Raw genomic sequence first — 26675 nt, 5'->3', positions numbered from 1 at the left:
AGGGATCACAAGTGCGCCGCGCCGTCTGTCCCGGGTCGTTCGACCCGATCACCAACGGACATCTCGACATCATCTCCCGCGCCTCCAGACTGTACGACGAGGTCTACGTCGCGGTGATGATCAACCAGGCCAAGAAGGGCCTGTTCGAGATCGAGGAGCGGATCGACCTGATCCGCCGGGTCACCGCCGAGTACGGCAACGTCCGCGTGGAGGCCTTCCACGGACTGCTCGTCGACTTCTGCAAGCAGCGCGACATCCCCGCCATCGTCAAGGGCCTGCGCGCGGTCAGCGACTTCGACTACGAGCTGCAGATGGCCCAGATGAACAACGGCCTCTCGGGCGTGGAGACCCTCTTCATCCCCACCAACCCCACCTACAGCTTCCTGTCGTCCTCCCTGGTCAAGGAGGTCGCGACCTGGGGCGGTGACGTCTCCCACCTGGTCCCGGCCGAGGTCCTGGACGAGCTCACCGAGCGCCTGAGGAAGGACTGAACCCGCCCCGGGCCTCCCTCAGGAGCCTGACCGCCCGTCACCCGGTGTTCCGCCCGGACCCCATGGCCGTACAGTCGTCCCGTCCGTCTCCAACGCATCTGTAGAGAGTGGCGAGCACACGGTGGACGTGCAGAAGAAGCTCGACGAGATCGTCTCCGCGGTCTCCGGCGCCAGGTCCATGCCCATGTCGGCCTCGTGCGTGGTCAACCGCGCCGAGCTGCTCGCGCTGCTGGAGGAGGTGCGCGCGGCGCTGCCCGACTCCCTCGCCCAGGCCCAGGAGCTGATCGGCGGCCGCGAGCAGATGGTCGAGCAGGCCCGCCTCGAGGCCCAGCAGATCATCGAGAGCGCGCACGCCGAGCGCGGCTCGCTGATCTCCGGCACCGAGGTCGCCCGCCGCTCCCAGGCCGAGGCCGACCGGATCCTCGCCGAGGCCCGCCAGGAGGCCGAGGAGATCCGCGCCGAGGCGGACGAGTACGTCGACTCCAAGCTCGCCAACTTCGAGGTCGTCCTCACCAAGACCCTGGGCTCCGTCGGCCGCGGCCGCGAGAAGCTCCTGGGCACCGGCCCCGGCACCGACGAGCAGGGCTACGAGGACGAGGACGCCCCCGAGCGCAGCCACGACCCGGAGACCCAGCGTCGCAGCGCCGACGAGTACGTCGACGTCAAGCTCGGCGCCTTCGAGGCCGTCCTCGCCAAGACGCTGGAGGCCGTCGGTCGCGGCCGGCAGAAGTTGCACGGCCGGATCGCCAGCGACGACCTCGGCGCCCTCGCCGACGACGCGAGCACCGTCCAGCACTCCAGCGACGCCGACTACCTCGCCGACCTGGCCGCCCTCGCCGAGCAGAAGCCCCCGGCCGGGCAGCCCGCCCACCAGCAGGACTACGCACAGCCGGCGTACGCCCCGACCGCCGGCTACGCCCCGGCCGGAGGCGATCCGGTCCCCCAGCAGGATCCGTACGGCGGCTATTCGCAGCAGGCCTACGCGGCCCAGCAGGACCCCTACGGTTACCAGCACGCCGATCCCTACGCCTACCCGGGCTACGACCCCCAGCAGGGCGCCTACGACCCGAACCAGGCCCAGCAGCAGGCGCAGCAGCAGACTCAGCAGGGCCACCACGCCCAGCAGGAATACGCCCTCGACGAGACCAGCCTCTTCGACACCGGCATGATCAGCGCCGAGCAGCTGCGGGCCTACGAACAGGGTCGCGGCCAGGGCTGAGCCCCGGATTGGGCCGACAGCGAAAGGTCCAGTATCCTGGCTCTTCGGTCGCGTGTACGTCCGCGATCAACGCTGCCCGGGAACACCGAAGGGCAGCGTCCCTCGAGCTCACCAGATCGAAAGCAGGAATGGCTCTGAACGCCCGCCTCGACCACCGCAACCCCCTCGTGTTCGACACACACGAGCTGGGTCGGCGGCCTGGTGCGCTACAGCGCCTGACCCGCACGGTCGACGCTCCCAAGGACCTCGGTATCAAGGGAGTCATCGGAGTGCCGGAAGGCGCCCCGGTGGAGCTCGAACTCCGCCTGGAGTCGGTCATGGAAGGGGTGCTCGTCACAGGCACCGCCCGTGCCGCGGCCAAGGGGGAGTGCGTAAGGTGTCTGGAGCCGCTCGAGCAAGAGCTCGAAGCGGAGTTCCAGGAGATGTTCTCGTACCCTGACGCCGACGACCGGGGCCGCGTGATCGCGGAACCGGGCGACGACGCCGAGGACGACGAGGACACGCTCTACCTCGAGGACGGCCTGTTCGACCTCGAGCCCGTGCTGCGTGATGCGGTGGTGCTCGCACTGCCGATGCAGCCGGTGTGCCGGGAAGACTGCCCCGGTCTGTGTGCCGAGTGTGGCGCGCGGCTGGCGGACGACCCGGACCACCACCACGACGCCGTCGACATCCGTTGGGCGGCATTGCAGGGACTCGCCGGCACCATGAAGGACGGCGAGAAGGACGAGATGAGCGGCGCCGAAGCGGAAGCGGGCGTCGACGAGAAGCAGGAGAAGTAGCCGTGGCTGTTCCGAAGCGGAAGATGTCGCGCAGCAACACGCGCCACCGCCGGTCGCAGTGGAAGGCTGCGGTCCCCACCCTGGTTGCGTGCGAGCGCTGCCACGAGCCCAAGCAGCAGCACATCGCGTGCCCGTCTTGCGGCACCTACAACAAGCGCCAGGTCCTCGAGGTCTGAGCGGCTGGTGAGAGGCACTGTGTCCACGCCAAAGAACAAGTCTTCCCGTGCGAGCGGGAGTGCTCCGGCGGACAACCAGGCCTCGTCCCACACGCTTCTGGAAGGGCGGCTCGGCTACAAGCTCGAGTCCGCCCTTCTGGTACGCGCACTGACCCACCGGTCGTACGCATACGAGAACGGCGGTCTGCCGACCAACGAGCGTCTGGAGTTCCTCGGGGACTCCGTCCTCGGCCTCGTGGTCACGGACACGCTGTACCGCACCCACCCCGACCTCCCAGAAGGCCAACTGGCCAAGCTGCGGGCCGCGGTGGTCAACTCGCGTGCGCTCGCCGAGGTGGGCCGCGGGCTCGACCTGGGCTCCTTCATCCGGCTCGGCCGGGGCGAAGAGGGCACGGGCGGCCGGGACAAGGCATCCATCCTCGCCGACACGCTGGAAGCCGTGATCGGCGCGGTCTACCTCGACCAGGGACTGGACTCGGCGGCGGAGCTGGTGCACCGCCTGTTCGACCCCCTGATCGAAAAGTCTTCGAACCTCGGAGCCGGCCTGGACTGGAAGACCAGTCTCCAGGAGCTCACCGCGACCGAGGGGCTCGGTGTTCCCGAGTACCTGGTCACGGAGACCGGCCCCGACCATGAGAAGACCTTCACTGCTGCCGCCCGCGTCGGAGGCGTCTCGTACGGCACCGGCACCGGCCGCAGCAAGAAGGAGGCGGAGCAGCAGGCCGCCGAGTCCGCATGGCGGTCCATCCGGGCCGCCGCGGACGAGCGTGCCAAGGCGGCGAAGGCCGCCGAGGAGACGCAGACGGCAGCTGCTCAGGCCGTCCGGACGGTCGCCGACGGCCCCGCCGACGGCTGACCGCTGCCGCTCCCTTTCGAGGGCGGCAAGCACGGCGCACCCGAGCGCCCGCCCCTGCCCGGGGCGGGCGCTCGCGTCATCCACAGGTATGTGACGGGGGAACCCATGCCCGAGTTGCCCGAGGTCGAGGTCGTACGGCGCGGTCTCGAGCGGTGGGTCGCCCACCGGACCGTCGCCGAGGCCGAGGTGCTGCACCCGCGCGCGGTGCGCCGCCACCTCGCCGGCGCCGACGACTTCGCGCACCGCCTGAAGGGCCACCGCATCGGCGTCCCCAGCCGCCGCGGCAAGTACCTGTGGCTGCCCCTGGAGGACACGGACCAGTCGATCCTGGCCCACCTCGGCATGAGTGGCCAGCTGCTGGTCCAGCCGCACACGGCCCCGGACGAGAAGCACCTGCGCATCCGGGTCCGCTTCACGGACACGCTGGACACCGAACTCCGCTTCGTCGACCAGCGCACCTTCGGCGGCCTCTCGCTGCACGAGAACACCCCCGACGGCCTGCCCGACGTCATCGCGCACATCGCCCGGGACCCGCTCGACGAGCTCTTCGACGACGAGGCGTTCCATCAGGCGCTGCGCCGCAAGCGGTCCACGATCAAGCGGGCCCTGCTGGACCAGTCGCTGATCAGCGGCGTCGGCAACATCTACGCGGACGAGGCCCTGTGGCGCGCCCGCATCCACTACGAGCGCCCGACCGCCACCTTCACGCGCCCGCGCACCCTGATGCTCCTGGGCCATGTGCGGGACGTGATGAACGCGGCCCTCTCCGTGGGCGGCACCAGCTTCGACAGCCTGTACGTCAACGTCAACGGCGAGTCGGGGTACTTCGACAGGTCGCTCGACGCCTACGGCCGTGAGGGGCTGCCCTGCCGGCGGTGCGGCACGCCCATGCGGCGGCGGCCCTGGATGAACCGGTCGAGCTACTACTGCCCGAAGTGCCAGCGGCCGCCGCGGATCACGCCCTAGCGGAGTCGTAGCGCTCGCGCGCGGCCAGGACCTCGTCCATGCTGCCCTCGACGAAGTGGATCAGGGTGAGCAGCCGCTCGGCCACCTGGCGCCCCAGCGGCGTCAGTTCGTAGTCCACCCGGGGCGGGTTGGTCGGCTGGGCCTCGCGGTGGACCAGGCCGTCGCGCTCCAGGGCGTGCAGCGTCTGGGACAGCATCTTCTCGCTCACCCCGTCGACGCGGCGGCGCAGCTCGTTGAAACGCAGCGACCCCTCGTACAGGGCGCCGAGCGTGAGGCCGCCCCAGCGGCCCATGACGTGCTCCAGTGTGCCGCGCGACGGACAGGCCTTGGCGAACACGTTGTACGGGAGGTCGTCGAGCCCCTCCGCGAGCTCCTGGGTGGTGGTCATGGGCCCAGCCTACGGCAGCACAGCGCTAACCGACAGGTTGCACTAACCAGAAGTTAGTGCTTTCCTTTGGTCATCGTCAGCGACCTGCCTATTTCAGGAGTACTCACGTGACCACCCCTGTCGTGTCCCTCGCCTACCACTCCGGCTACGGCCACACCGCCGTGATCGCCGAGGCCGTCCGTGCCGGTGCTGTCGAGGCCGGCGCCGAGGTGCATCTGATCAAGGTCGACGAGATCACCGAGGAGCAGTGGACGGTCCTCGACCGGTCGGACGCCATCGTGTTCGGCTCGCCGACCTACATGGGCACCGCGTCCGGCGCCTTCCACGTCTTCGCGGAGGCCACCTCGAAGCGCTGGGCCACCCAGGCCTGGAAGGACAAGCTGGCCGCGGGCTTCACCAACTCCGCGTCCAAGAGCGGTGACAAGCTGCACACCCTGCAGTACTTCCAGATCCTCGCCGCGCAGCTCGGCATGCACTGGGTCAACCTCGGTCTGCTCCCGGGCTGGAACAGCAGCACCGGCTCCGAGCACGACCTGAACCGTCTCGGCGTCTTCACCGGCGCGGCCGCACAGACCAACGCCGACGAGGGCCCGGAAGCCGTCCACAAGGCCGACATCGCCACGGCCGAACAGCTGGGCCGCCGCGTGGCGGAGACGGCCAGGGTGTTCCTCAAGGGCCTGGCCGCCGCCTGAGTGTCGCCAGGCGGGCTCAGTAGCCGAAGTTCTGCGTCCACCAAGGGCCGCCGGAGCCGAGCTCGACGCCGACGCCCAGCGTCTTGAAGTCGCAGTTCAGTATGTTGGCGCGGTGGCCGGGGCTGTTCATCCAGGCGTCCATCACGGCCGCGGCGTCGGCCTGGCCGCGGGCGATGTTCTCGCCACCGAGGTTGGATATCCCGGCCTTCTCGGCCCGGTCCCAGGGGGTGCGGCCGTCAGGGTCGGTGTGGTCGAAGAAGCCGCGCGCGGCCATGTCCTCGCTGTAGCTCTGGGCCAGCGCCGTCAGGGCGCTGCCGGCGGCGACCGGGCTGCAGCCCACCTTGGCCCGCTCCTCGTTCACGAGGCTGAGGACCTGGGCCGCCGCGGAGGACTCCCCGGACAGGGCGGCGGAGGCGCCGGGCTTCTTCGGCGCCTCCGTGGCCGTACGCGAGGGCGGGTCGTCCGGCTTCTCGCTCGGAGTGGCCGCCGGCGCCTTCTTCTCCGGGGTCTTCTCCTGCGTCTTCTCCGGCTTCTCCGGAGTCTTCGTCGGCGCGGCCGACGACTTCGAGGCGGACGGCGACGGCGAGCCGGAACGCTCGGCGTCCCGGCTGGTGGGCGCCTCGCCGCGGCTGTCGGCGCTGCCGGAGGTGCCGCCCTGCTCGATCGGGGTGTTCGTCGGGGTGTCCCCGGCCTGGACCTTGTCGGCCCCGCCGCCTCCGCCGAGCTTGTAGTTGTCGAGGCCGGGCACCGCGCCGGTGGCGACCGCGACCGTGCCGAGGGCGACGGCGGCGGAGACACCGAGCAGTCCGGTGCGCATCGGCCGGGCGGTCTTCTTGCGGCGGCGGTGCGAACCGGCGCGCCGGGCACCGCCGTCGGGCGTGAAGCCGTCGCTCGCGAACCCGTCGCTCGCGAACCCGTCGCTCGCGAAGACGGCCGTGTCGTCGAAGCGGTCACCCGCGGCGGACGCCCCCGCCCCGAACAGGTAGGCCTCGGTCTTCGCGTAGCTGCCGGCGTACGCCTCCGGGTTCAGATAGGGCGCGATGCCCATCGTCGGGGCGTCGTCCGCGGTGGGGTACAGCGGATCGTGGCCCTCCGCGAAGCCGTCGGCGTGGGTGATTCCCGTGGCGCGGCCCGTGGCGGCGCGGCCGGCGTCCGAGCGTCGGTGGCGTCCCATGTCCTGGCCTTCCTCGTCCTGGCGGTCGACTCGTCCTCGAGATCAACACCAAACTCACCCGATCGTGTGAGTTTCATATGAGATTCGTTGAGGGGGGACGGTACCGCATGGCGCAAGTGGAGGAAGTGCCCGGAGAGAGATTGGGCGGTTAGGTTGCAGTCATGAGCGAGGATGTGCGACTGGTTGCCTGGGTGCGTGGACGCGTCCAAGGCGTGGGTTTCCGCTGGTTCACGCGGGCCAAGGCTCTGGAGATCGGCGGCCTGAGTGGCTTTGCTCTCAATTTGGGCGACGGCCGGGTCCAAGTGGTCGCCGAGGGCGGGCGTGAGGGCTGCGAAGGCCTGCTGGAGTGGCTCCAGGGTGACGACACGCCCGGACGCGTGGACGGTGTCACCGAGATCTGGGACACACCTCGCGGCGGCTACGACGGCTTCGCCATCCGGTGATCACTACCGCCGGGCGGCCTCCGTGGCCGCCCGCGGACGGATCGCAGGCGGCCCTCCCGGAGGGAAAGTCCCTGGTGATTGCCAGAACCGCTTGCTTTGACCCGCTCCACACGCAAGGATGATCGCCACGCCCCCAGGGGCCCGCAGAAGCCGCAGCATGGCCGTTCCAGGCCGCGCGTGCCCGGGTCACCCCCCAATACGGGGCGTGATCGTGTTGACCGTCAAACTTTTTGGTGAGACGCTGAAAGCCCCGCGCACCTTAGCTGTTTGGCATGGCTGAACGGCAGCACAACTCCAGGCCCTGCCAGACCGCGGGTGCGAATCCCTCACGACCCACACCGCAGCGGTCGGTCACGCATTGTGGAGGACCATCCATCATGGCAAAGGCGCTTCTCGGTTACGTCGGCGGCTCCGACCCTCGACTCCTCGCCGAGATGCGACGGCTCCAGCAGCGCGTCCAGGACCTGGAATCCGAGCTCGGACGAATCCAGGCTGAGAACGAAGCGCTGACGGCTGCCGCTTCTCACGACAGGATCATGGAGAGCGTTGACGCACACCAGGCGGAGCCTGCGCTCACCTGATCACTGCACCGCTCCACAACAGCACAGCAGTGGTTGGGCCGCCCGTCACAACCGCCTAGTTGTAAGAAGTGCAAGGGACGCCCTGTCGGCGTCCCTTCTTTCTTGCCCCCGCATCCTTTCACCGTCTTTAACGTCTGATGTGCCCTGCGCGTTCAACGGCGAAACCGTGGGTTCATGGAGTGAGACCAACCCGAGCGGTAGAGTCCGGCGGCGTGCACCTCAAGGCCCTGACCCTCCGCGGGTTCAAGTCGTTCGCCTCGGCGACCACCCTCCGGTTCGAGCCGGGGATCACGTGCGTCGTCGGACCGAACGGCTCGGGCAAGTCCAACGTCGTCGACGCGCTCAGCTGGGTCATGGGCGAGCAGGGCGCCAAATCCCTGCGCGGCGGCAAGATGGAGGACGTCATCTTCGCCGGCACCACCGGCCGCCCCCCGCTGGGCCGCGCCGAGGTGTCCCTGACCATCGACAACTCCGACGGGGCCCTGCCCATCGAGTACGCCGAGGTCACCATCACGCGGATCATGTTCCGCAACGGCGGCAGCGAGTACCAGATCAACGGCGACACCTGCCGTCTCCTGGACATCCAGGACCTCCTCTCCGACTCCGGCATCGGCCGCGAGATGCACGTGATCGTCGGGCAGGGCCAGCTCGACTCCGTACTGCACGCCGACCCCATGGGCCGCCGCGCCTTCATCGAGGAGGCCGCCGGCGTCCTCAAGCACCGCAAGCGCAAGGAGAAGGCGCTGCGCAAGCTGGACGCGATGCAGGCCAACCTCGCGCGCGTCCAGGACCTCACCGACGAGCTCAGACGGCAGCTCAAGCCCCTCGGCCGCCAGGCCGCCGTCGCCCGCAGGGCCGCCGTCATCCAGGCCGACCTGCGCGACGCCCGCCTGCGCCTGCTGGCCGACGACCTCGTACGGCTCCGGGAGGCCCTCAAGGCCGAGGTCGCCGACGAGGCCGCGCTGAAGGAGCGCAAGGAGTCCGCCGAGCAGGAACTGCGCAGGGCGCAACAGCGCGAGGCCCTGCTGGAGGACGAGGTCCGGCAGCTCACGCCGCGGCTCCAGCGCGCCCAGCAGACCTGGTACGAGCTCTCCCAGCTCGCCGAACGGGTGCGCGGCACGATCTCGCTGGCCGACGCCCGGGTGAAGAGCGCCACCTCCGCGCCCCCCGAGGAGCGGCGCGGCCGCGACCCCGAGGACATGGAGCGCGAGGCCGCCCGGATCCGCGAGCAGGAGGCCGAGCTGGAGGCAGCCCTGGAAGCGGCCGAGCGTGCCCTGGAGGACACGGTCGCCCACCGCGCCGAGCTGGAACGCGCGCTCACCCAGGAGGAACGGCGCCTGAAGGACGTCGCCAGGGCCATCGCCGACCGGCGCGAGGGCCTGGCGCGGCTCAGCGGCCAGGTCAACGCCGCCCGCTCCCGCGCGGCCTCCGCCCAGGCCGAGATCGAACGCCTGGCCGCCGCCCGCGACGAGGCGCGGGAACGTGCCGTCGCCGCCCAGGAGGAGTACGAGGCCCTCAAAGCCGAGGTCGACGGCCTCGACGCCGGCGACGCCGACCTCGCCGAACAGCACGAGGTCGCGAAACAGCAGCTCACCGACGCCGAGGCCGCCCTCACGGATGCCCGCGAGGCCGCCACGGCGGCGGAACGCAAGCGTGCCGCCACCCAGGCCCGGCACGAGGCCCTGGCCCTCGGCCTGCGCCGCAAGGACGGCACCGGAACACTGCTCGCGGCGAAGGACCGCCTCTCCGGCCTGCTGGGCCCTGCGGCGGAACTCCTGACGGTGACGCCCGGCCACGAGGTCGCTGTCGCCGCGGCGTTCGGAGCGGCGGCGGACGCCATCGCCGTCACGACCCCGGCCTCGGCGGCGGACGCGATCCGACTCCTGCGCAAACAGGACGGAGGCCGGGCCACCCTGCTCCTGGCCGGAGATGACGCCCTCGGGGGCGCGGGGAACTGCGCGACCGGCCACGACGCATCCGCAGACGCACGGCACACCCACGCCGCCGACCTGGTAAGCGGCCCCTCCGACCTCATGCCGGCCGTCCGCCGGCTGCTCCACGGCATCGTCGTCGTCAGCACCCTCGAAGACGCCGAAGACCTCGTCTACGCCCACCCCCACCTCACCGCCGTGACCGCAGAAGGCGACCTTCTGGGCGCCCACTTCGCCCACGGCGGCTCCGCCGGCGCCCCCAGCCTCCTCGAAGTACAAGCCTCCGTCGACGAGGCGGCAGCCGAGCTGGAGGAGCTCGCCGTCCGCTGCGAGGAGCTCACCGAGGCGCAGCACGCGGCCGTCGACCGACGAAGGGACGCCGCCGCGCTGGTCGAGGAAGTGGGGGAGCGGCGCCGGGCCGCCGACCGGGAGAAGTCGGCCGTCGCCCAGCAGCTCGGCCGTCTCGCGGGCCAGGCGCGGGGCGCGGCGGGGGAGGCCGAACGGTCCACCGCCGCAGCGGCCCGGGCGCAGGAAGCCCTCGACAAGGCGCTCGAGGAGGCCGAGGAGCTCGCCGAGCGGCTCGCCGTCGCCGAGGAGATGCCGATCGAGGAGGAGCCCGACACCTCCGCCCGGGACCGGCTCGCCGCCGACGGCGCCAACGCCCGCCAGACCGAGATGGAGGCCCGCCTCCAGGTCCGTACGCACGAGGAACGGGTGAAGGGGCTGGCCGGACGGGCCGACTCCCTGGACCGGGCGGCCCGCGCCGAACGCGAGGCACGCGCGCGTGCCGAGCAGCGGCGGGCCCGGCTGCGGCACGAAGCGGCCGTCGCCGAGGCCGTCGGCGCGGGCGCGCGGCAGCTGCTCGCGCACGTCGAGGTCTCCCTGGCCCGTGCCGACCAGGAGCGCTCCGCCGCCGAGGCCGCCAAGGCCCGCCGGGAGCAGGAACTCGCCCGCGCCCGCACCGAGGGGCGCGATCTCAAGGCCGAGCTCGACAAGTTGACGGATTCGGTCCACCGCGGCGAGGTACTCGGCGCCGAGAAGCGGCTGCGCATCGAGCAGCTGGAGACCAAGGCGCTGGAGGAGCTGGGTGTCGAACCGGCCGGACTGGTGGCGGAGTACGGACCGCACCAGCTCGTGCCGCCCTCGCCCCCCGCCGAGGGCGAGGAGCTGCCGGAGGACCCGGAGCACCCGCGCAACCGGCCCCGGTCGTTCGTTCGGGCGGAGCAGGAGAAGCGCCTCAAGGCCGCCGAGCGTGCCTACCAGCAGCTCGGCAAGGTGAACCCGCTCGCACTGGAGGAGTTCGCGGCGCTGGAGGAGCGCCACCAGTTCCTCAGCGAACAGCTGGAGGACCTCAAGAAGACGCGGGCGGACCTCCTCCAGGTGGTGAAGGAGGTCGACGAGCGCGTCGAGCAGGTCTTCACCGAGGCCTACCGCGACACGGCCCGGGAGTTCGAGGGTGTCTTCAGCCGGCTGTTCCCGGGCGGCGAGGGGCGGCTGGTGCTGACCGACCCCGACAACATGCTCACCACGGGCGTGGACGTCGAGGCGCGTCCGCCGGGCAAGAAGGTCAAGCGGCTGTCACTGCTCTCGGGCGGGGAGCGGTCGCTGACCGCGGTGGCGATGCTCGTGTCGATCTTCAAGGCGCGCCCCAGCCCCTTCTACGTCATGGACGAGGTCGAGGCCGCCCTCGACGACACCAACCTCCAGCGGCTGATCCGGATCATGCAGGAGCTCCAGGAGGCCTCCCAGCTGATCGTGATCACCCACCAGAAGCGCACGATGGAGGTCGCCGACGCGCTCTACGGCGTCTCCATGCAGGGCGACGGTGTGTCGAAGGTCATCAGCCAGCGTCTCCGCTAGATAGGTGTGCTCTACACCGGTCTCACCTGCGGCTCTTCACGACTTCAACACTTGAACACACAGCCACCACACTCCTGCCTCAGATCCAAAGTGATTGCCCTATTGACTTCGAAACTTGAAGGCATAGTCTCGGCAACGTTCCTTTTACCTTCAGGTACCTTCAGGTGGACCTCGAAGGGCTGATTCCCTCCGGCAGCGTTGCCGGTGGCCCGAGGAGTACACGTGACCAGCACAGCGCAGGCACCCAAGTCAGGAGCCAGGACGGCTCACCCCGATCATCTCGGGCACGTCATCTTCATCGCGGCGGCGGCCGCGATGGGCGGTTTCCTCTTCGGCTACGACAGCTCCGTGATCAACGGTGCCGTCGAAGCCATCCGCGGCCGCTACGACGTCGGCTCCGCAGCCCTGGCCCAGGTCATCGCCATCGCTCTCATCGGCTGCGCCGTCGGCGCCGCCACCGCCGGCCGCATAGCCGACCGCATCGGCCGTATCCGGTGCATGCAGATCGCCGCGGTCCTCTTCACGGTCAGCGCCGTCGGCTCCGCGCTGCCCTTCGCCCTGTGGGACCTCGCGTTCTGGCGCGTCGTCGGCGGCTTCGCCATCGGCATGGCCTCCGTGATCGGCCCGGCCTACATCGCCGAGGTCGCCCCGCCCGCCTACCGCGGCCGGCTCGGCTCCTTCCAGCAGGCCGCGATCGTCATCGGCATCGCCGTGTCGCAGCTGGTCAACTGGGGTCTGCTGAACGCCGCCGACGGTGACCAGCGCGGCAAGCTGATGGGCCTGGAGGCCTGGCAGGTCATGCTCGGCGTCATGGTCATCCCGGCGATCCTCTACGGGCTGCTCTCCTTCGCCATCCCCGAGTCCCCGCGCTTCCTCATCTCCGTCGGCAAGCACGAGCGCGCCCGGGAGATCCTCGCCGAGGTCGAGGGCAAGGACGTCGACCTGGACGCCCGTGTCGCCGAGATCGAGGGCGCCATGAAGAGCGAGCACAAGTCGAGCTTCAAGGACCTGCTCGGCGGCAGCTTCTTCTTCAAGCCGATCGTCTGGGTCGGCATCGGCCTGTCGGTCTTCCAGCAGTTCGTCGGCATCAACGTCGCGTTCTACTACTCCTCGACGCTGTGGCAGTCCGTCGGCGTCGACCCCGCGGACTCGTTCTTCTACTCCTTCACCACGTCGATCATCAACATCGTCGGCACCGTCATCGCGATGATCTTCGTCGACCGCATCGGCCGCAGGCCGCTCGCGATCATCGGCTCGGTCGGCATGGTCGTCGGCCTGGCGCTGGAGGCCTGGGCGTTCTCCCACCCCCTGGTCGACGGCAGGCTGCCGGCCGCGCAGGGCTGGATCGCCCTGATCGCCGCACACGTCTTCGTCCTCTTCTTCGCCCTGTCCTGGGGTGTGGTCGTCTGGGTCATGCTCGGCGAGATGTTCCCGAACCGGATCCGTGCCGCCGCGCTGGGCGTGGCCGCCGCCGCGCAGTGGATCGCCAACTGGGCCATCACCGCGAGCTTCCCGTCGCTGGCCGACTGGAACCTCTCCGTGACCTACGTGATCTACACCGCGTTCGCCGCGCTGTCGATCCCGTTCGTCCTGAAGTTCGTCAAGGAGACGAAGGGCAAGGCCCTGGAGGAGATGGGCTAGGCCCGTCCCGAGACTCGGGGGGAAGGGCCAAAGTCCCCGCTGCCCCTCTCCCCGTAACCCGCCGCCGCCCCGGTTCGGCCACTGCCCGAGCCGGGGCGGCGGTCTGTCGTCTCACCGGATCAGCACTCCGCGCTCGACCACCCGGGCGGGCGGGGCGGCCACCAGGTTCCGCAGGCGCCGCACCAGCCCCGCCCGGTGCCCGGCGCGTCCGCGCGGTCGCCGCGTGTTCTCGGCGATCGCGTCGAGGTGCTCGCGCGGCAGCGCCACCTCGCGCGGGAACTCCCCGACCTCCCCGGCCTCGATCGCCACGTCGTCGCCGGCCGGAACCGGCAGGAACGGGGCGCCCAGCGCACGCACCGGATCCGATCCCACACCGTCCGGCGCCAGGACTCGAACACGGCCGAGTCGTTGCGCCCTTCGGGGACGTCGAGGATCCGCCGCTGTCCCGTCCGGCTCGCGCGGGAACGCATCGACCGCGAGGCTCATGGCTCCAGTGGATCACCAGGAGCCGCGGCCGACCACGGGATATACGCGCTCGTCAGCCCCTCAGCCGCGGCAGCACCTGCTCGCAGAACAACTGCAGACTCCGCCAGCCCTCCTCCACCGGCATTCCGCCCGCCAGGGGATGCAGGACATAGGAGTCCAGCCCGAGTGCCACGCACGCGTCCGGGGTGAGGATCCGGTACACGCCCTCCGCGCGCAGGTCCTCGACCGTCGTCGCCGCCGACTTCACCGCCGAGCGCACCCCGCCCGACTGCCACGAGGCGTACGTCCGCGCCTCGTGCAGGAAGTGCTGCCCGCAGTGCGCCCAGGCCCGGTCCGGGTCCTCGGCCACATGCAGCAGGGGCGTCTCGGCGGCGGGCATCATCACCCAGCCCTCGGTGCCGTACTCGACGAGCAGCTCCTTGTAGTACGCCTCCAGCTCCGGCAGGTGTGCGCTGGGGAAGAAGGGCAGGCCGAGCCGGGCGGCGCGGCGGGCGGCGGCCCGGGAGGAGCCGCCCACCAGCAGCAGCGGGTGCGGGTCGGTGAAGGGGCGCGGGGTGATGCGGACGGTGCGGCCCCGGTAGGTGAACGGCTCGCCGGTCCACGCCTTCAGCAGGGTCTCCAGCAGCTCGTCCTGAAGCTTGCCGCGCCGGGCGAAGTCCACGCCGAACAGGTCGTACTCCTGGGGCCGGTACCCGATCCCGGCGACCGTCACCAGCCGGCCGTTGCTCAGCAGGTCCAGCACGGCGATCTCCTCGGCCAGCCGCAAGGGGTCGTGCAGCGGGCCGATGATCGCCGAGACGGTGACCGCGACACGCCGGGTGGCGCCGAAGACGGCCCCCGCGAAGACGAACGGCGACGGCAGCCAGTTGTTCACGGCCCCGTGGTGCTCCTCCGTCTGCACGGTGCTCACACCCCGGTCGTCGGCGTACGCGGCCATCTCCAGGGCAGCCCGGTACCGGGCACCGAGCTCGGCGGGGGTCGCCCCGGGAGCGACGAGGTTGAAGCGTGCGACCGTGACGGGCATGGGGGTGTCTCCCTCCACCGGGCGGGTGTCCGGGGGACGTTAGCTGACGATGCGTCAGACATCCAGGGGTGTGGAGATCCGGCGGCCCACGCCCCTCACGCGCGGTGCGAGCAGGGTGACCCGGGGCCCCATGACTGATACTGGACGCGTTATGGACATCGTCATCCTTGCTGTAGTCATCGCCGTGGTCGTGCTCGGCGCGCTCGGCGGGCTCATCGTCGGCAGCCGGCGCAAGAAGCAGCTGCCCCCGCCCCCGCCCGCAGCGCCCGACATCACCGCCCCACCGGCCGAGCCGCACGTCGGCGACGAGGCCGAGACGCCGCGGGAGGAACCGCGGCGCACGATAGAGGAGGTGGATCTTCCGGACGGCTCGGCTCCGGTCGTAGTCGAGGAGCCGCCCGCCGAAGCTCCCGGGATCGAGATCCCGGAACCCACCGCCGGCCGTCTCGTCCGGCTGCGGACCCGGCTCTCCCGCTCGCAGAACGCCCTCGGCAAGGGCTTGCTCACCCTGCTGTCGCGCGAGCATCTCGACGAGGACACCTGGGAGGAGATCGAGGACACGCTGCTCACCGCCGACGTCGGCGTGCAGCCCACCCAGGAACTGGTCGAGCGGCTGCGCGAGCGCGTGAAGGTGCTCGGTACCCGCACCCCCGAGGAACTGCGCACCCTGCTCCGCGAGGAACTGCTCACGCTGGTCGGCCGTGACATGGACCGCGCCGTCAAGACCGAGCCGGAGGACCGCAAGCCGGGCATCGTGATGGTGGTCGGGGTGAACGGCACCGGCAAGACCACCACCACCGGCAAGCTCGCCCGCGTCCTGGTGGCCGACGGCCAGAGCGTCGTCCTCGGCGCCGCCGACACCTTCCGTGCCGCCGCCGCCGACCAGCTCCAGACCTGGGGCGAGCGCGTCGGCGCCCACACCGTGCGCGGGCCGGAGGCCGGCGACCCGGCCTCCGTCGCCTTCGATGCGGTCAAGGAGGGCAAGGAGATGGGCGCGAACGTCGTGCTCATCGACACCGCCGGCCGCCTGCACACCAAGACCGGCCTCATGGACGAGCTCGGCAAGGTCAAGCGGGTCGTGGAGAAGCAGGCCCCGGTCGACGAGGTGCTGCTCGTCCTGGACGCCACCACCGGCCAGAACGGCCTGGTCCAGGCCCGGGTCTTCTCCGAGGTGGTCGACATCACCGGCATCGTGCTGACCAAGCTGGACGGCACGGCCAAGGGCGGCATCGTGGTCGCGGTCCAGCGCGAGCTGGGCGTCCCGGTCAAGCTCATCGGGCTCGGCGAGGGCGCGGACGACCTGGCGCCGTTCGAGCCGGAGGCGTTCGTTGACGCCCTTATCGGAGAGTGAGCTCGGCTCCTGCCGAGGATTCACCCACGAACGTCGTACGTGCACGGCGAAGCGCCCGCTCCCGAGGTCAGGTCGGGGTCGGGCGCTTCGCCGTGTGTGTCTCCGCCGCGGCTAGGCCCGCGACCGATGGGCCACGTACGCCAGTGTGCCCAGCACCAGACGGGCCTCCGGCGGGCGGGACGCCGAGTCCAGAGCGGGGGAGCGGAGCCAGCGCACCGGGCCGAGGCCGCCGCGGTCGGAGGGCGGCGCCGTGATGTGCGCGCCGGGGCCGAGACCGCGCAGGTCGAGGGAGTCCGGGTCGTCCCAGCCCATGCGGTACAGCAGGCCGGCCAGGTCGGCGGCGGCGCCCGGGGCGACGAAGAACTGGGCCCGGCCGTCCGGGGTCGCCGCGACCGGTCCGACGGGCAGACCCATGCGCTCCAGCCGGGCCAGCGCGCGGCGGCCGGCCGGCTCGGCCACCTCGATGACGTCGAACGCCCGGCCGACCGGCAGCATCACCGAGGCGCCGGGGAACTCGCCCCACGTCCGAGTCACGTCGTCCAGCGTCGCCCCGGCCGCGAGCACCGGCGCGAAGTCCAGCGGGTGCGCGCCCGGCGCCGGGCAGTCGTCATGGCCGCAGGAGCAGGCGCCCGCCGAGGCCCGTGCGCCCGGCACCACGTCCCAGCCCCACAATCCGGTGTACTCGGCCACCGCCGTGCCGTCCGACGTACGGCTGCGACGGCGCGCTCCGGTCCGGATGTCGCGCATGCCCCGGCTGATGCCGATCGTGAAGCCCATGCCCCCTCCAACGGGTCCGACGCAGCGCCGGTTACGCTGCGGACGCGATGCGTGACTCTCCGTTTCCGCTTCCCTGGCGGTAGTCGGTTCATTCAGCGCCCGGATGTGCCCAGGGTGGCGTGCCCGACGACGCGCGCCCCCGAGTGCATCACTGCACCCGCTCCTGGTTCTGCTGTGTCAAGTCAATCGCGCGTAGCCGTACGTGAGTTCATTCGATGGGGTGGCGAATGGTGGCGTTTCCGTGTGAGCCGTGGCTGGACGGGTGATCGTAGGATTACTTTGTGTGCACGAGTCCTGGGGGCACATGCAATCGTGGGTATGCCGGAGGCAAGTCGTCATTCCGTTCGAGGGGTGACAAGGGCCGGACGGACGGCCGTACGAACCGGCATGCTGATAGGGCTTGGCGCACTCGGCGACAAGTGGTCTCAGGGATGGGGGCGTTCCAGTGAGCGGCAACGGCGGAGGCGGAACGAACGCTGCGGGCGCGACGCACGCTGACAAGCGCCCGAACGAGCTGCTCACCTCCTGGTTCGTGCGCAGCGGCTGGTCCAAGGGCGAACTCGCCCGCCAGGTCAACCGCAGGGCACGCCAGTTGGGCGCCAACCACATCTCCACGGACACCTCCCGCGTGCGCCGCTGGCTCGACGGTGAGAACCCCCGCGAGCCGATCCCCAGGATCCTGTCCGAGCTGTTCTCGGAGCGCTTCGGCGTCGTCGTCTCCGTCGAGGACCTGGGGCTGCGCACCGCGCGCCAGTCACCGTCCGCGACCGGCGTCGACCTGCCCTGGACGGGCCCGCAGACGGTGGCCCTGCTCAGCGAGTTCTCGCGCAGCGACCTCATGCTGGCGCGGCGCGGCTTCCTCGGGAGCTCGCTGGTGCTGTCCGCGGGCCCGGCCCTCGTCGAGCCCATGCAGCGCTGGCTCGTCCCTTCGCCCGCGGCCCCGAGGCCGGCACCCGAGCCCGCGGGCGGCTCCGGGCGCGCCCGCGGCCGCCTCTCCAAGCCGGAGCTGGACCTCCTGGAGACCACGACGGTGATGTTCCGGCAGTGGGACGCCCAGTGCGGCGGCGGCCTGCGCCGCAAGGCGGTCGTCGGGCAGCTGCACGAGGTGACCGACCTCCTCCAGGAGCCCCAGCCCGAGTCCACCACCCGCCGCCTGTTCAAGGTCGCCGCCGAACTCGCCGAGCTGGCCGGCTGGATGTCGTACGACATCGGTCTCCAGCCGACCGCGCAGAAGTACTTCGTCCTCGCGCTGCACGCCGCCAAGGAGGCGGGCGACCGGCCCCTCGGCTCGTACGTGCTGTCCAGCATGAGCCGCCAGATGATCCACCTCGGACGGCCCGACGACGCGCTGGAGCTGATCCACCTCGCGCAGTACGGCAGCCGGGACTGCGCCAGTCCGCGCACCCAGTCCATGCTGTATGCGATGGAGGCCCGCGCCTACGCGAACATGGGGCAGCCCGGCAAGTGCAAGCGGGCGGTCCGGATGGCCGAGGACACCTTCGCCGAGGCCGACGAGTGGGACGACCCGGACCCCGACTGGATCCGCTTCTTCTCCGAGGCCGAGCTGTACGGCGAGAACTCCCACTCCTACCGCGACCTGGCCTACGTCGCCGGCCGCAGCCCCACCTACGCCTCGCTGGCCGAGCCCCTGATGAACCGGGCGGTCGAGCTCTTCGCCGAGGACGACGAGCACCAGCGTTCGTATGCGCTGAACCTGATCGGGATGGCCACGGTGCACCTCCTCCAGCGTGAGCCCGAGCGGAGCACGCTCTTCGCCACCGAGGCCATGCAGGTCGCCAAGAAGGTCCGCTCCGAGCGCGTCAACACCCGCATCCGCAAGACGGTCGACACCGCCGCCCGCGACTTCGGCGACCTGGGCGAGGTGGTCGACCTCACCGAGCGGCTCGCCGTGGAACTGCCCGAGACCGCCGAGGCGGTCTGAGAAGCCGCACCACCCCCAGAACCCCGGCCGCGGCCGGCCCTCCCGAACTGCCCGACTCGGCTCCCCCATGCCAGGTCATCGGAAGGCCGACCGCGGCCGGTCTGTGTGCCCCCGGCTGTCCGAAAGCCGAAGGTTGCGCCACGATAACGATCGGCTCGCCCGCAATCCGGCAGTTCATCGACGCGTAACACAGAACGCGCCTTCGTCACGGTCGCGAAACAACGAGGGGCTTCGACCGAAACCGCGCTGCGCCAATCTCGTGGCGCATAACCGGCCCGCCCCTCAATCCGCTCGAGGCTTCGCCCGCACGGGGCCGTACACATGACGAGGAGACGCCGATGGCACCAGCCATCACCCTTGCCGCAGAGGCTCCCAAGCTCTCTGCCGCGAACACAGGGTTCATGCTCATCTGTTCCGCCCTGGTGATGCTCATGACCCCGGGCCTGGCCTTCTTCTACGGAGGCATGGTCCGCGTCAAGAGCACCCTGAACATGCTGATGATGAGCTTCATCAGCCTCGGGATCGTCACCATCCTGTGGGTGCTGTACGGCTTCTCCATGGCGTTCGGCACCGACTCCGGCAGCCTCATCGGCTGGAACTCCGACTGGGTCGGCCTCGGCAACATCGGCCTGACGGAGCTGTGGCCCGGCTACACCATCCCGGTGTTCGTGTTCCTGGTCTTCCAGCTGATGTTCGCGATCATCACGCCCGCCCTGATCAGCGGTGCCCTCGCGGACCGCGTGAAGTTCAGCGCGTGGGCGCTGTTCATCGCCCTGTGGGCCACGGTCGTCTACTTCCCGGTCGCGCACTGGGTCTGGGGCGCCGGCGGCTGGGCCTTCGAGATGGGCGTCATCGACTTCGCCGGTGGTACGGCGGTGCACATCAACGCGGGTGCCGCGGCGCTCGGCGTGATCCTCGTCATCGGCAAGCGCGTCGGCTTCAAGAAGGACCCGATGCGCCCGCACAGCCTGCCGCTGGTCATGCTCGGCGCCGGTCTGCTGTGGTTCGGCTGGTTCGGCTTCAACGCCGGCTCCTGGCTCGGCAACGACGACGGCGTCGGCGCGCTGATGTTCGTCAACACGCAGGTCGCCACCGCCGCCGCCATGCTGGCCTGGCTGATCTACGAGAAGATCCGCCACGGCGCGTTCACCACGCTCGGTGCCGCCTCCGGCGCGGTCGCGGGCCTGGTCGCCATCACCCCGGCCGGCGGTGCGGTCACCCCGCTCGGCGCGATCGCGGTCGGCGCCATCGCCGGTGTCCTGTGCGCCATGGCCGTCGGCCTCAAGTACAAGTTCGGCTACGACGACTCCCTCGACGTCGTCGGCGTCCACCTGGTCGGCGGTGTCGTCGGCTCCCTGCTGATCGGCCTCTTCGCCAGCGGCAAGGGCCAGTCCACCGTCGAGGGCCTCTTCTACGGCGGCGGCCTGACCCAGTTCTGGAAGCAGTGCGCCGGTGTCTTCGCGGTGCTGGCCTACTCCCTGATCGTCTCCGCGATCCTCGCCTTCATCCTGGACAAGACCATGGGCATGAGGGTCCCCGAGGACGACGAGATCGCCGGAATCGACCAGGCCGAGCACGCCGAGACCGCATACGACTTCAGCGGCGCCGGTGGCGGTGCCGCCAGGACCGCCGCAGCCGCGGCCGCCGTGGGCGGCGCCGAGAGCAAGAAGGTGGACGCATGAAGCTCATCACCGCCGTCGTGAAGCCGCACCGGCTCGACGAGATCAAGGAGGCCCTGCAGGCCTTCGGAGTACACGGCCTGACGGTCACCGAGGCCAGCGGCTACGGTCGTCAGAGGGGCCACACCGAGGTCTACCGCGGTGCCGAGTACACCGTCGACCTGGTCCCCAAGATCCGCATCGAGGTCCTGGTCGAGGACGACGACGCCGAGCAGCTGATCGACGTGGTGGTCAAGGCGGCCCGCACCGGCAAGATCGGTGACGGCAAGGTCTGGTCGATCCCGGTCGAGACGGCCGTGCGGGTCAGGACCGGCGAGCGCGGCCCCGACGCGCTCTGACAGCCCTCTGGGCAGGCGAACGGAACAGGAGCCACTGGGTGACGGGTACGGACGTGCAGAAGGAAGCAGAGGACTCGGGACCCAGCGGCTACGCGGCGGCCCGGCTGCGCCTCCTCACCGAGGAGGCGCGGTCCGGGCCGCCGCGCCGTGCGGCCCTGGCCGATCTCACGGACGAATGGCTCAGCGGCCTGTTCGCCGCGGGCGCCGAGGGGCTGCGCGGAGCCTCCCTCGTCGCCGTCGGCGGCTACGGACGGGGTGAGCTGTCCCCGCGCAGCGACCTCGACCTGCTCCTGCTGCACGACGGCACCGACACCAAGGCGGTCGCCGCCCTCGCCGACCGGCTCTGGTACCCCGTGTGGGACCTGGGCCTGGACCTGGACCACTCGGTCCGCACGCCTGCCGAGGCCCGCAAGACCGCCGGCGAGGACCTCAAGGTGCAGCTCGGCCTGCTGGACGCCCGGCACATTGCCGGCGACCTCGGCCTCACCGCGTCACTGCGCACGGCGGTGCTGGCCGACTGGCGCAACCAGGCGCCCAAACGTCTCCCCGAACTCCAGGAACTGTGCGCCGAACGCGCCGAGCGCCAAGGCGAGTTGCAGTACCTGCTGGAGCCCGACCTGAAGGAGGCCCGCGGCGGGCTGCGGGACGCCACGGCGCTGCGGGCCGTCGCCGCCTCCTGGCTCGCCGACGCCCCGCGCGAGGGCCTCGCCGACGCCCGGCGCCGGCTCCTCGACGTCCGGGACGCCCTGCATCTGACCACCGGGCGCGCCACCGACCGGCTCGCCCTCCAGGAACAGGACCAGGTGGCCGCCGAGCTCGGCCTGCTCGACGCGGACACACTGCTGCGCCAGGTCTACGAGGCCGCGCGGCTCATCTCGTACGCCAGTGACGTCACCTGGCGCGAGGTGGGGCGCGTCCTGCGGTCACGCGCCGTACGGCCCCGGCTGCGCGCCATGCTGGGCGGCGGGAAACCGGCCGGTGAGCGTTCCCCGCTGGCCGAGGGCGTGGTGGAGCAGGACGGTGAGGTGGTGCTCGCCCGTGCCGCGCGCCCCGAGCGCGACCCCGTGCTGCCCTTGCGTGCCGCGGCCGCCGCCGCGCAGGCCGGGCTCCCGCTCTCCCTGCACGCCGTACGGCGCCTGGCGGCCACCGTGCGCCCGGTGCCCACACCCTGGCCGGCCGAGGCCCGCGAGCAGCTCGTCACCCTGCTCGGCTCGGGACACCCCACCATCGAGGTGTGGGAGGCGCTGGAGGCCGAGGGGCTGATCACCCGGCTGCTGCCCGACTGGGAGCGGGTCCGCTGCCGCCCGCAGCGCAACGCCGTGCACCTGTGGACCGTCGACCGGCACCTCATCGAGACCGCCGTGCAGGCCTCCGAGTTCACCCGCCAGGTCAGCCGGCCCGACCTGCTGCTGGTCGCCGCGCTGCTGCACGACATCGGCAAGGGCTGGCCCGGCGACCACTCCGTGGCGGGCGAGATCATCGCCAAGGACGTGGCCGCCCGCATCGGCTTCGACCGCCACGACGTGGCCGTCATCGCCACCCTCGTACGGCATCACCTGCTGCTCATCGACACCGCCACCCGGCGCGACCTGGAGGACCCGGCCACCGTGCGCTCCGTCGCCGAGGCCGTCGGCTCCCAGGGCACTCTGGAGCTGCTGCACGCGCTCACCGAGGCCGACGCCCTCGCGACCGGCCCGGCCGCCTGGTCGTCCTGGCGCGGCTCGCTCGTCGCCGACCTGGTCAAACGGGTCTCGGCGGTGCTCGCGGGCGACGCCCCGGACGACCCCGAGGAGGCCGCGCCCACCGCCGAGCAGGAGCGGCTCGCCCTGGAGGCGGTGGCCACGGGCAGCCCGGTGCTCTCGCTGCGGGCCCAGACCGAGCCGCCCGCCGGGCAGGAGCCGTCCGGCGACCCCGAGCCGCTCGGCGTGGAGCTGCTCATCGCCGTCCCCGACCAGCCCGGGGTGCTGCCCGCGGTGGCCGGTGTCCTCGCGATGCACCGGCTGACCGTACGCACCGCCGAGCTGCGCTCCCTGCACCTCCCGGACGGTGTCGACGGCTCCGTCCTGCTGCTGGACTGGCGGGTCGCCGCCGAGTACGGCTCGCTGCCGCAGGCCGCCCGGCTGCGCGCGGACCTGGTCCGGGCCCTGGACGGCTCCCTGGACATCGCCGGCCGCCTCGCCGAACGGGACGCGGCCTATCCGCGCCGCCGGGGCGTGGTCGCCCCCGCGGCCCGGGTCTCCGTCCACCCGGCCGCCTCCCGGCTGGCCACGGTCATCGAGGTCCGCTCCCAGGACGCCCCCGGCCTGCTCTTCCGTATCGGCAGGGCCCTGGAGGACGCGAGCGTGCGGGTGCGCAGCGCGCATGTCTCGACCCTCGGTGCCAACGCCGTCGACGCCTTCTACGTGACCGGCCCCAAGGGCGCGCCGCTGCCCGGGGACGAGGCGGCGTCGGTGGCGCGGAAGCTGGAGGAGACACTGCGGGGGTGAGGCCGACCCGGCGACTTGTCACGCCGGGATACCCTGGAGGGCGATTCCCTGTAGCCACCAACCCTGAGGACCGCGAGCGCCGTGTTCGATACTCTTTCCGATCGCCTCTCAGCGACCTTCAAGAACCTGCGCGGCAAGGGACGGCTCTCCGAGGCGGACATCGACGCCACGGCGCGCGAGATCCGGATCGCGCTCCTCGAGGCGGACGTGGCGCTTCCCGTCGTCCGGACGTTCATCAAGAACGTCAAGGAGCGCGCCCTCGGCGCCGAGGTCAGCAAGGCGCTGAACCCCGCCCAGCAGGTCCTCAAGATCGTCAACGACGAGCTCGTCACCATCCTCGGCGGCGAGACCCGGCGGCTGCGCTTCGCCAAGCAGCCGCCGACCGTGATCATGCTGGCGGGTCTGCAGGGTGCCGGTAAGACCACCCTCGCGGGCAAGCTCGGCCGCTGGCTCAAGGAGCAGGGCCACTCGCCGCTGCTGGTCGCGTGTGACCTCCAGCGCCCCAACGCCGTCAACCAGCTCAGCGTGGTAGCCGAGCGGGCCGGTGTCGCGGTCTACGCCCCCGAGCCGGGCAACGGCGTCGGTGACCCGGTCAAGGTCGCCAAGGACTCCATCGAGCACGCGAAGACCAAGGTCCACGACATCGTGATCGTGGACACCGCCGGCCGCCTCGGCATCGACCAGGAGATGATGCAGCAGGCCGCGGACATCCGCGACGCCGTCTCCCCGGACGAGATCCTGTTCGTCGTCGACGCGATGATCGGCCAGGACGCCGTCAACACCGCCGAGTCCTTCCGCGACGGCGTCGGCTTCGACGGCGTGGTGCTCTCCAAGCTCGACGGTGACGCCCGCGGTGGTGCCGCCCTGTCGATCCGGCAGATCACCGGCAAGCCGATCATGTTCGCGTCGAACGGCGAGAAGCTCGACGACTTCGACGCGTTCCACCCTGACCGGATGGCCTCCCGCATCCTCGACATGGGTGACCTCCTCACCCTGATCGAGCAGGCGGAGAAGACGTTCAGCCAGGAAGAGGCCGAGAAGATGGCCTCCAAGCTGGCGTCCAAGAAGGGCCAGGACTTCACCCTGGACGACTTCCTGGCCCAGATGGAGCAGGTCCGCAAGATGGGCTCCATCTCCAAGCTGCTCGGCATGCTCCCGGGCATGGGCCAGATGAAGGACCAGATCAACAACCTGGACGAGCGGGACGTCGACCGCACGGCCGCCATCATCAAGTCGATGACCCCGGCCGAGCGCCAGGAACCGACGATCATCAACGGCTCGCGCCGCGCCCGTATCGCCCGGGGTTCCGGCGTCGAGGTCAGCGCGGTCAAGAACCTGGTCGAGCGGTTCTTCGAGGCCCGCAAGATGATGTCCCGCATGGCCCAGGGCGGCGGCATGCCCGGGATGCCCGGCATGCCGGGCATGGGCGGCGGCCCCGGCCGTAGCAAGAAGCAGCCGAAGAAGGCCAAGGGCAAGCAGCGCTCCGGCAACCCGATGAAGCGCAAGCAGCAGGAGCAGGAGGAGGCCGCCCGCCGGGCCGCCGCGGCCGAGGGCGGCGGCGCCTTCGGGCTGCCCCAGCAGGGCGGCAAGGACTTCGAACTCCCCGACGAGTTCAAGAAGTTCATGGGCTGACGTCCCGTCCGACCGCGCTGAGGGCGCCCCCCTTGTCCGGGGGGCGCCCTCAGTGGTGTGTCGGTGGCTCGCGGGTCAGCCGTTCGGGAACTTCCAGATGTACGGCTCGCCGTCCTCCTCGGCCCAGTGGACCTCGACGCTCTTCGCGTTCGCCGGGATCACGTACGTCTCGCAGAAGACATGGCTCTCGCCCTGCTTCCAGCTGTCGACGTCGTAGGGGTCCTCGCAGCCCGCCGCGTCCTCGGAGGCGCCGATGAGGACGCTGCCGCGCTGCCCGTCGGCGAAGACCGTGGCGCCGTCGTGCACATCGGAACCGTCGGTGAGGGCGGGCCCGCTCTGGTGCGTGTACTTCAGGTGCGCGACGGCCAGCACCTTGCCCTTGACCTTGTCGGGCTCCGAGACGGCCTTCGCCGCCTCCGCCTCGGTGCCCACCTCGACCTTCTGTGCCAGGACCTGGTAGGTGACCTCGCCCGGGTCCTCCGCGACCTTGCCTGTCGCGCTCTCGCCGCTGCCCATCCCGCCGCCGGAGGTGGGCTCCGGAGACGGTGAGGCCTCGGCCCGGGCGGTGCCCGTGCTCTTCGCGTCGGCGGTGTCGTCGCCGCCCCCGCAGGCGGTGAGCGTCAGAGCGAGGACGGCGACGGGCGCGACGAGGCGCAGCGCGGTCTGGTGGTGCGGCACAGCAGCTCCTGTATGCAGATGTGTAGGTCCCACAAGCGGTGGATCACATTAAGCGTTCTTGATCCACTTGGTGAAACCAAAAGCACCCCATGGCGCCTTCTTCACACTGTTCACACCTGCATCGGAAACGCGTTCGTCAGGGTGTCCTGGCGATCAGATACCGGAACACGTTCGGCATCCACACCGTCCCGTCCTGCCGCTGGTGCGGATGCAGGGCCTCGGTCAGCTCCTTGTCCACCTGCGCCTGGTCCGTAGCCGTCATCGCCGCGTCGAACAGGCCCGTCGACTTCAGGCCGCGTACCGCGCTGTCCACGTCGGCGTATCCGAAGGGGCACGCCACCCGCCCCGACCCGTCCGGTTCGAGGCCGGCCCGCTGGGCGACGTCCTCCAGGTCGTCGCGGCAGGCCGGACGCCAGCTGCCCGTGTGGCGCAGCGGCTCCGCCAGCTTCGCGGCCACCCGCATCACGGACGCCGTGGCACACCGCTCCGGCGGACCCCAGCCGGCCAGCACCACGGCCGCGCCGCGCCGGGCCAGCGGTGCCGCCTCCGCGAGCAGCCCGCCCAGCCCCTCCGAGTCGCCCGCGAGGCACCCGATCGGCTCGAACGCGGTCACCAGGGTGTACCCCGGAGCGCCCGGCACCGCGGTGTCCCGGGGCGTTCCGTCGACCAGCCGGATGTCCGGCCGCGCACGCGTACCCGGCGTTTCGGGCAGCAGCCGCTCCCGCGCCAGGGTCATTCTTTCGGGGGAGACGTCGACACCGGTGACCGCCGCTCCCCGGGCGGCGGCCATCAGCAGGGAGAGTCCGGAACCGCAGCCGAGGCCGAGCAGCCGCGTGGCGGGACCCACTTCCAGTCGCTCGTAGACGGCCTCGTAGAGCGGTACGAGCATCCGCTCCTGGATCTCGGACCAGTCACGCGCGCGTGCACGCAGGTCCACGCGGGGTACGGAACCCGCGTGAGGCAGGTGCTGCCGCACGAGCGTAGGTGTCATAAGTAAGCGCCCCAATCCGCCGAGAGTTGCCTCTTGCCCGATTCCATGGCCCCCGTGACAGTGCGCTCGCACTACCCCCGTATGCCAGGAAACT

The 26675-nt window shown here is 71.0% G+C and carries 24 protein-coding genes; 17 read left to right on the top strand and 7 right to left on the bottom strand.

The features are described 5' to 3' along the window. Positions 1–11 precede the first annotated feature (11 nt). The 6 genes from coaD to mutM all read left to right on the top strand — a co-directional run bounded on the left by coaD (position 12) and on the right by mutM (position 4487). On the top strand, positions 12–491 hold the full coding sequence (gene coaD, locus BJ965_RS11000; protein ID WP_184908493.1) for a pantetheine-phosphate adenylyltransferase: 480 nt from the start codon (positions 12–14) through the stop codon (positions 489–491). Positions 492–612: 121 nt separating this feature from the next. Next, complete coding sequence (locus BJ965_RS10995; protein ID WP_184908492.1) at positions 613–1710, top strand: cell division initiation protein; 1098 nt, start codon at positions 613–615, stop codon at positions 1708–1710. 128 nt (positions 1711–1838) lie between these two features. After that, positions 1839–2489, top strand: a complete 651-nt coding sequence (locus BJ965_RS10990; protein WP_184908491.1) for a YceD family protein — start codon at positions 1839–1841, stop codon at positions 2487–2489. Between the two features lie 2 nt (positions 2490–2491). Further along, complete coding sequence (gene rpmF, locus BJ965_RS10985) at positions 2492–2665, top strand: 50S ribosomal protein L32 (protein WP_003951102.1); 174 nt, start codon at positions 2492–2494, stop codon at positions 2663–2665. Between the two features lie 7 nt (positions 2666–2672). Further along, positions 2673–3521: a ribonuclease III gene (rnc, locus tag BJ965_RS10980; RefSeq protein ID WP_184908490.1), complete on the top strand. Its 849-nt coding sequence runs from the start codon at positions 2673–2675 to the stop codon at positions 3519–3521. Positions 3522–3626: 105 nt separating this feature from the next. Continuing rightward, positions 3627–4487: a bifunctional DNA-formamidopyrimidine glycosylase/DNA-(apurinic or apyrimidinic site) lyase gene (mutM, locus tag BJ965_RS10975; protein ID WP_184908489.1), complete on the top strand. Its 861-nt coding sequence runs from the start codon at positions 3627–3629 to the stop codon at positions 4485–4487. Here mutM and BJ965_RS10970 read toward each other — a convergent pair. Next, on the bottom strand, positions 4477–4875 hold the full coding sequence (locus tag BJ965_RS10970; RefSeq protein ID WP_184908488.1) for a winged helix-turn-helix transcriptional regulator: 399 nt from the start codon (positions 4873–4875) through the stop codon (positions 4477–4479). The genes mutM and BJ965_RS10970 overlap by 11 nt on opposite strands. A gap of 107 nt (positions 4876–4982) precedes the next feature. On the opposite strand from BJ965_RS10970, the gene BJ965_RS10965 reads away from it, so the two are divergent. Then, the gene (locus tag BJ965_RS10965) at positions 4983–5567 is read left to right on the top strand and encodes a flavodoxin family protein (protein WP_184908487.1); all 585 of its coding nucleotides are present in this window, start codon (positions 4983–4985) and stop codon (positions 5565–5567) included. Positions 5568–5583: 16 nt separating this feature from the next. On the opposite strand, the gene BJ965_RS10960 is transcribed toward BJ965_RS10965, so the two are convergent. After that, positions 5584–6741 (bottom strand): CAP domain-containing protein, encoded by a 1158-nt coding sequence (locus BJ965_RS10960; protein ID WP_184908486.1) that lies wholly within the window; start codon positions 6739–6741, stop codon positions 5584–5586. A 161-nt stretch (positions 6742–6902) separates the two neighbouring features. Between BJ965_RS10960 and BJ965_RS10955 the strand changes: the two genes are divergently transcribed. The 4 genes from BJ965_RS10955 to BJ965_RS10940 all read left to right on the top strand — a co-directional run bounded on the left by BJ965_RS10955 (position 6903) and on the right by BJ965_RS10940 (position 13197). After that, positions 6903–7184 carry an acylphosphatase gene (locus BJ965_RS10955; RefSeq protein WP_031108009.1) on the top strand — a complete coding sequence of 94 codons (282 nt, stop codon included), beginning with the start codon at positions 6903–6905 and terminating at the stop codon, positions 7182–7184. Positions 7185–7561: 377 nt separating this feature from the next. After that, positions 7562–7765 (top strand): hypothetical protein, encoded by a 204-nt coding sequence (locus BJ965_RS10950; RefSeq protein WP_030852030.1) that lies wholly within the window; start codon positions 7562–7564, stop codon positions 7763–7765. Positions 7766–7977: 212 nt separating this feature from the next. Next, positions 7978–11556, top strand: a complete 3579-nt coding sequence (gene smc, locus BJ965_RS10945; protein ID WP_184908485.1) for a chromosome segregation protein SMC — start codon at positions 7978–7980, stop codon at positions 11554–11556. Between the two features lie 222 nt (positions 11557–11778). Next, positions 11779–13197 (top strand): sugar porter family MFS transporter, encoded by a 1419-nt coding sequence (locus tag BJ965_RS10940; protein ID WP_030852037.1) that lies wholly within the window; start codon positions 11779–11781, stop codon positions 13195–13197. Positions 13198–13308: 111 nt separating this feature from the next. Here the strand turns inward: BJ965_RS10940 and BJ965_RS10935 are convergent, their stop codons facing one another. Then, positions 13309–13554 (bottom strand): hypothetical protein, encoded by a 246-nt coding sequence (locus BJ965_RS10935; RefSeq protein ID WP_246545879.1) that lies wholly within the window; start codon positions 13552–13554, stop codon positions 13309–13311. A 181-nt stretch (positions 13555–13735) separates the two neighbouring features. After that, entirely contained in the window at positions 13736–14707 is a 972-nt protein-coding gene (locus tag BJ965_RS10930; RefSeq protein WP_184908484.1) for an LLM class flavin-dependent oxidoreductase, read from the bottom strand. Positions 14708–14858: 151 nt separating this feature from the next. Here BJ965_RS10930 and ftsY point away from each other — a divergent pair, with 151 nt between their 5' ends. Further along, on the top strand, positions 14859–16058 hold the full coding sequence (gene ftsY, locus BJ965_RS10925; protein WP_030852043.1) for a signal recognition particle-docking protein FtsY: 1200 nt from the start codon (positions 14859–14861) through the stop codon (positions 16056–16058). A gap of 111 nt (positions 16059–16169) precedes the next feature. Here the strand turns inward: ftsY and BJ965_RS10920 are convergent, their stop codons facing one another. Then, a complete protein-coding gene (locus BJ965_RS10920; RefSeq protein ID WP_184908483.1) occupies positions 16170–16835 on the bottom strand; it encodes a bifunctional DNA primase/polymerase in 666 nt (221 codons plus the stop codon). 445 nt (positions 16836–17280) lie between these two features. Between BJ965_RS10920 and nsdA the strand changes: the two genes are divergently transcribed. The 5 genes from nsdA (at position 17281) to ffh (ending at position 24912) form a co-directional block, all read left to right on the top strand. Then, positions 17281–18777: a transcriptional repressor NsdA gene (gene nsdA / locus BJ965_RS10915; protein ID WP_184908482.1), complete on the top strand. Its 1497-nt coding sequence runs from the start codon at positions 17281–17283 to the stop codon at positions 18775–18777. Between the two features lie 338 nt (positions 18778–19115). Next, positions 19116–20459: an ammonium transporter gene (locus tag BJ965_RS10910; RefSeq protein ID WP_184908481.1), complete on the top strand. Its 1344-nt coding sequence runs from the start codon at positions 19116–19118 to the stop codon at positions 20457–20459. Further along, positions 20456–20794, top strand: coding sequence for a P-II family nitrogen regulator (locus BJ965_RS10905; protein WP_030231663.1), 339 nt, complete (start codon positions 20456–20458; stop codon positions 20792–20794). The genes BJ965_RS10910 and BJ965_RS10905 overlap by 4 nt, the downstream gene beginning before the upstream one ends. A 38-nt stretch (positions 20795–20832) precedes the next feature. Continuing rightward, a complete protein-coding gene (locus BJ965_RS10900) occupies positions 20833–23280 on the top strand; it encodes a [protein-PII] uridylyltransferase (protein WP_184908480.1) in 2448 nt (815 codons plus the stop codon). 81 nt (positions 23281–23361) lie between these two features. Then, the gene (gene ffh / locus BJ965_RS10895) at positions 23362–24912 is read left to right on the top strand and encodes a signal recognition particle protein (RefSeq protein WP_030852054.1); all 1551 of its coding nucleotides are present in this window, start codon (positions 23362–23364) and stop codon (positions 24910–24912) included. Positions 24913–24987: 75 nt separating this feature from the next. Here the strand turns inward: ffh and BJ965_RS10890 are convergent, their stop codons facing one another. Next, positions 24988–25590 carry a hypothetical protein gene (locus tag BJ965_RS10890; protein ID WP_184908479.1) on the bottom strand — a complete coding sequence of 201 codons (603 nt, stop codon included), beginning with the start codon at positions 25588–25590 and terminating at the stop codon, positions 24988–24990. A gap of 136 nt (positions 25591–25726) precedes the next feature. Continuing rightward, entirely contained in the window at positions 25727–26581 is an 855-nt protein-coding gene (locus tag BJ965_RS10885) for a methyltransferase domain-containing protein (RefSeq protein ID WP_184908478.1), read from the bottom strand. Between the last annotated feature and the right edge of the window lie 94 nt (positions 26582–26675).

Origin of the sequence: Streptomyces luteogriseus (assembly GCF_014205055.1) — a bacterium.
Taxonomy (GTDB): domain Bacteria; phylum Actinomycetota; class Actinomycetes; order Streptomycetales; family Streptomycetaceae; genus Streptomyces; species Streptomyces luteogriseus.
Note: the sequence above shows the minus strand (reverse complement) of the source record. Positions and strands in the feature narration are given on the sequence as shown.